Annotated in this window: 3 protein-coding genes and 1 pseudogene; all 4 read left to right on the top strand. The window is 61.1% G+C overall.

The genetic code is table 11. The features are described from left to right. Positions 1–410 precede the first annotated feature (410 nt). A complete protein-coding gene (locus tag N181_RS05910; protein ID WP_037437233.1) occupies positions 411–806 on the top strand; it encodes an Ohr family peroxiredoxin in 396 nt (131 codons plus the stop codon). Between the two features lie 196 nt (positions 807–1002). Continuing rightward, positions 1003–2040, top strand: a pseudogene (locus N181_RS05915) (DUF3095 family protein). A 288-nt stretch (positions 2041–2328) separates the two neighbouring features. Then, the gene (locus tag N181_RS05920; protein WP_037436995.1) at positions 2329–2904 is read left to right on the top strand and encodes a TetR/AcrR family transcriptional regulator; all 576 of its coding nucleotides are present in this window, start codon (positions 2329–2331) and stop codon (positions 2902–2904) included. Positions 2905–3027: 123 nt separating this feature from the next. Continuing rightward, positions 3028–4011 (top strand): DMT family transporter (locus N181_RS05925; RefSeq protein ID WP_245290976.1); only part of this gene is annotated, 984 nt, incomplete at its 3' end.

Genomic DNA, 4011 nt, shown 5'->3' on the forward strand with positions numbered 1-4011 from the left:
CGGCATCATAGCGGCAACCGCCGGCGCGGGGGCGTCCACATCATCAAAGAAGGCGTCGCAAGCCCACCGGCCTTGCGCCGAGCCCTGCTGAATCGATCGGTAACGGCTCGGCTCAATAGCGCCTGCCCAAGCGCCACCCTGCCCCGACCTTGGTGGCGCTGCACCCACATTATCAAACTCTAATTTAGCATTGTCGAGGCTTATAGAGTTCGCATACGCGCCCTCTATGAGCCGCCCCCAGCCTCTCGCCCCGAAAGAAACCTTTCAGACAACGACCCCAGCTGTTCGACTTCTAATATTTCGCGTCCGATCAAATCGGAACCGCTTGACATGGTCGTTCGCTATCTGTATTTAGCTCGCATCCGATTAAATCGGATTAACACACAAGCAAATCTAGAAAGGATTTCGCCATGACCGAGAAGCTCGTTTTCACCGGCAAGACCCACAACACCGGCGGCCGCAACGGCGGCACGCGCAGCAGCGACGGCCAGTTGGACCTCAGGTTGTCGCAGCCGCATCCGGCTGCAGAAAACCTCTTCGGTGCCGCCTGGTCGGCCTGTTACATCGGAGCGATCGAGCTCGCCGCTTCGCAGAGAAACGTCAAGCTTCCGGCAGGTACGGCGGTCGATGCCGAGATCGATCTCAACGTCGACGACGGCTCCTACTTCCTCAGGGCACGGCTGAACGTCAGCGTGCCGGGCATCGAGCGCGAACTCGCCGAGGAGATCATCGAGGCGGCCCACGACATCTGCCCGTATTCCAAGGCGACCCGCGGCAACATCGACGTTGCCACCAACCTTCTCTGAGCGGGATCGTTCGGGTCTGCCGTGGCGCCCTACAGCGAGGCGCGTCCAATCGGACGCGCTAGGGTCGCTGTAGCACTTTGAAATGCTGCATGATTTTTTCCTTAAATCGATTCCGATTTGAGGAATCATGCAGTAGGCGGGCAGACCCGACGCCTCGCCAAAATTGCTGATACGACAAAAAGCGGGGGAACAAGCAATGCTCGACAGCCACGCCCAACCGCTGCAAGCCTATGGCGAGTTTTCGCTTGTGCTCGACCCGTCCATCTACGAGGCGCTGCCCGATGATTGGTTGATCGGGATAACGGATGTTGTCGGCTCGACGTCGGCGATCCGGTCGGGGCGGTATGAAGACGTCAACTACGCGGGCGCGTCGGCCATCGCCGCGCTCGGCAATGCCTGGGGCGCGTTCGATTTCCCCTTCGTGTTTCGCGGCGACGGGGCCGCATTCGCCTTGCCGCCCCGGGGCCTTATGGTCGCGACTTCGACGTTGCGACAGGTGGCGGCCTTTGCAAAGGCAAGCCTCGGTCTTGAGCTTCGCATCGGCTTGCTGCCCGTCGGCGAAATCCGTGCCGGTGGGCGCGACGTGCGCGTTGCGCGATACGCAGCCTCGGAAAACGTCACCTATGCGATGTTTTCCGGCGGCGGTCTCAAATGGGCCGAGCAACAGATCAAGAACGGGCGCTATCTGGTAAAGCCGGGCCGGTACACGACGAAACCGGATCTGACCGGGCTGATGTGTGAATGGACGCCTTTCGCGAGCCAGCACGGCCAGATCCTGTCGCTCTTGGTAGAGCCCTATGAAAATACACGCCCTGATGTTTTCGCCACGCTTGCCAGACGGGTGCTTGCGGTTTTCGACGAAGGGCAGCGCCAGTCCCATCCGGTGCCTGAGGACCTGACCATTCCCAAGCACAAGGACGCCTATGTCGATCCGCAACATTGAACGCAGATCGCCGCCAACTCGGATTTCCGCAAGTACGACGATGGCTTGCGCCTGACGCTCGACTGCACGGCCGAACAGATCGATGCGGTCGAGGCCATCCTCGCTGCGGCAAAGGCAAGGGGCGAGGTGAACTTCGGCCTGCATCGCCAGTCCCATGCCCTCATGACCTGTCTCGTGCCTTCCGGCAGACCAGAGGCGCATTTGCACTTCCTCGACGGAATGGGCGGCGGCTACGCCAAGGCCGCGGAGATGATGGAGGCAGGCGAACTTGCCGCCGTTTCGTCTCGGTAGGTCCTGGTCGAGCGAATTGCACAAATGGAGCTCGGCGCCCATTGCATCGGGCTCTTGAACGTTGACCCCGGAGCCGAGGTCTCGGCAGTGCCCATGCGAAGGCGATTGGCATGGTCCGGCCGCAGCAGCGAGCGCTTTGACGCAAGCGGTCTGAAAAAGCACAGAAATGACCCCCGATGGAAGGCATCGAGTGCCTTTTGATGGACCCTGAGGCGACAATTGCCACGGGTAGCTTGACAGGTCGCGTAAATAGGTAGATCGGTCTACATAGTATAAAGGAGACTCGACGTGCCCGAGAGAACGCCAGCCAAGGAGCGCCTGCTCAACGCCGCAGCCGAGCTGTTCTATCGCGAGGGTGTCGGGGCGACCGGAATCGATGCGATCACCGCCCATGCGGGAGTCGCGAAAATGAGCCTCTACAACAATTTTTCCTCCAAGGCGGATCTCGTCCACGCCTATATGGAGAGACGCCTTGCGGAGTGGAGGGACGCCTATCGGGAGCGGCTGAAGCAGGCGACGACGCCTCAGGAGCGTATCCTGGCGATCTTCGATTCCTATGTGGACCACGCCGCTCTTGCCTATGAATGGGGATTTCGAGGATGCGGGCTCCTCAACGCCGCGGCAGAGCTTCCCGTGGGCGACCCGGGCCGGGCGACGGTCGCACTCCAGAAGGAGGAAGTGGAGCGGCTGTTCAAGGAACACCTCCTTGCCCTGCAACCGGTGGGCGGCGCATCGATCGACGAAACCGCGCAGCACCTGTCATTCCTGCTCGAGGGAGCAATGTCTCGTGCCGGCCTCGAGGGGCATGACGCGCGGCTGAAGACCGCGCGCAAGATCGCCGTCTCGATTTTGGAACAGCTATGAGATCGACATCCTCTTTAGCAGGGGCCGGGACCGGCTGTGCCCTTCACATCTGCAGCGATCTTTGTGCGTCTGAAAGGACCCACGGCGCTGTAGCGCAATCGCCAGAAGCCGGACGCCCCTCGGATGAGTGACGCTGTTGCCACGGTCTCCTACCGCCCGAGAAGCGGAATTTCGGCGGTTGTCATGCTGATCATCCTGGAAGGGGCTCTGGTGATTTCCTGGAGCGCCGGGTTCGTCGGTATCCGATTTGCGATCGACCACGCTCCGATCTTCCTGATCCTGCTTTGGCGTAGCCTGGTGTCCGGACTGCTCCTGCTTCCTTTCGCGCTCATCATGGGTCCGGCGATCCGCTGGAAAGACGCTTTCGCACAGATCGTGTTCGGCGCCTTGGCAATGTCCGGCTACCTGGCCGGGTTCGCGCTGGCGATCTCCTACGGCGTGCCGACCGGTCTCGTCGCCCTGATTGCCGACATGCTGCCCCTGGCGGTGGCGATATTATCCTGGCCGGTTCTCGGGCAGGTGCTGACCGGGCGCCAGTGGTTCGGCTCCGGCCTCGGTATGGCAGGCGTTTTGATCGCCTCCGGATGGTCCCTCAATATGGGCAGCGTCCCCCTCTGGGCCTATGGCCTGCCTGTTCTCGGCACGCTTTCCCTGGCAATGGCGACGCTGCTTCAGAAACGCAGCCCGAGCAAATCCATGCCCGTCTATCAGAGCTTGTGCATCCAATGCCTTTCGGCGGCCGCGATCTTCGCCGTGTTCGCCTGGTACGAAGGAGGCGTTCTTCCGGTTCTTGACCAAGGCTTTATCGGCGGCATCCTGTGGCTCGTCTTCGTAGCGACCTTCGGGGCGTGGAGCCTCTACTATATCGCACTCAGGAAATCGTCTCCGGCGCGCGTGACGGCAATCCTGTATCTGAGCCCGCCAGTGACGATGATCTGGGCCTGGTTGATGTTCGGCGAACCCTTGTCCTTCGCGATGGCCGTGGGCCTCCTGGTTTCGCTTGTCGGCATCATCATCGTCGCGAGATCGCAAAAGCCGGCGCATACCGGATCACCCACGGCTAACGTCCGGACTCAATTAGACCCACCAAATGATTGTTGCGGCGAG

This window comes from Sinorhizobium fredii USDA 205, from assembly GCF_001461695.1.
GTDB lineage: Bacteria > Pseudomonadota > Alphaproteobacteria > Rhizobiales > Rhizobiaceae > Sinorhizobium > Sinorhizobium fredii.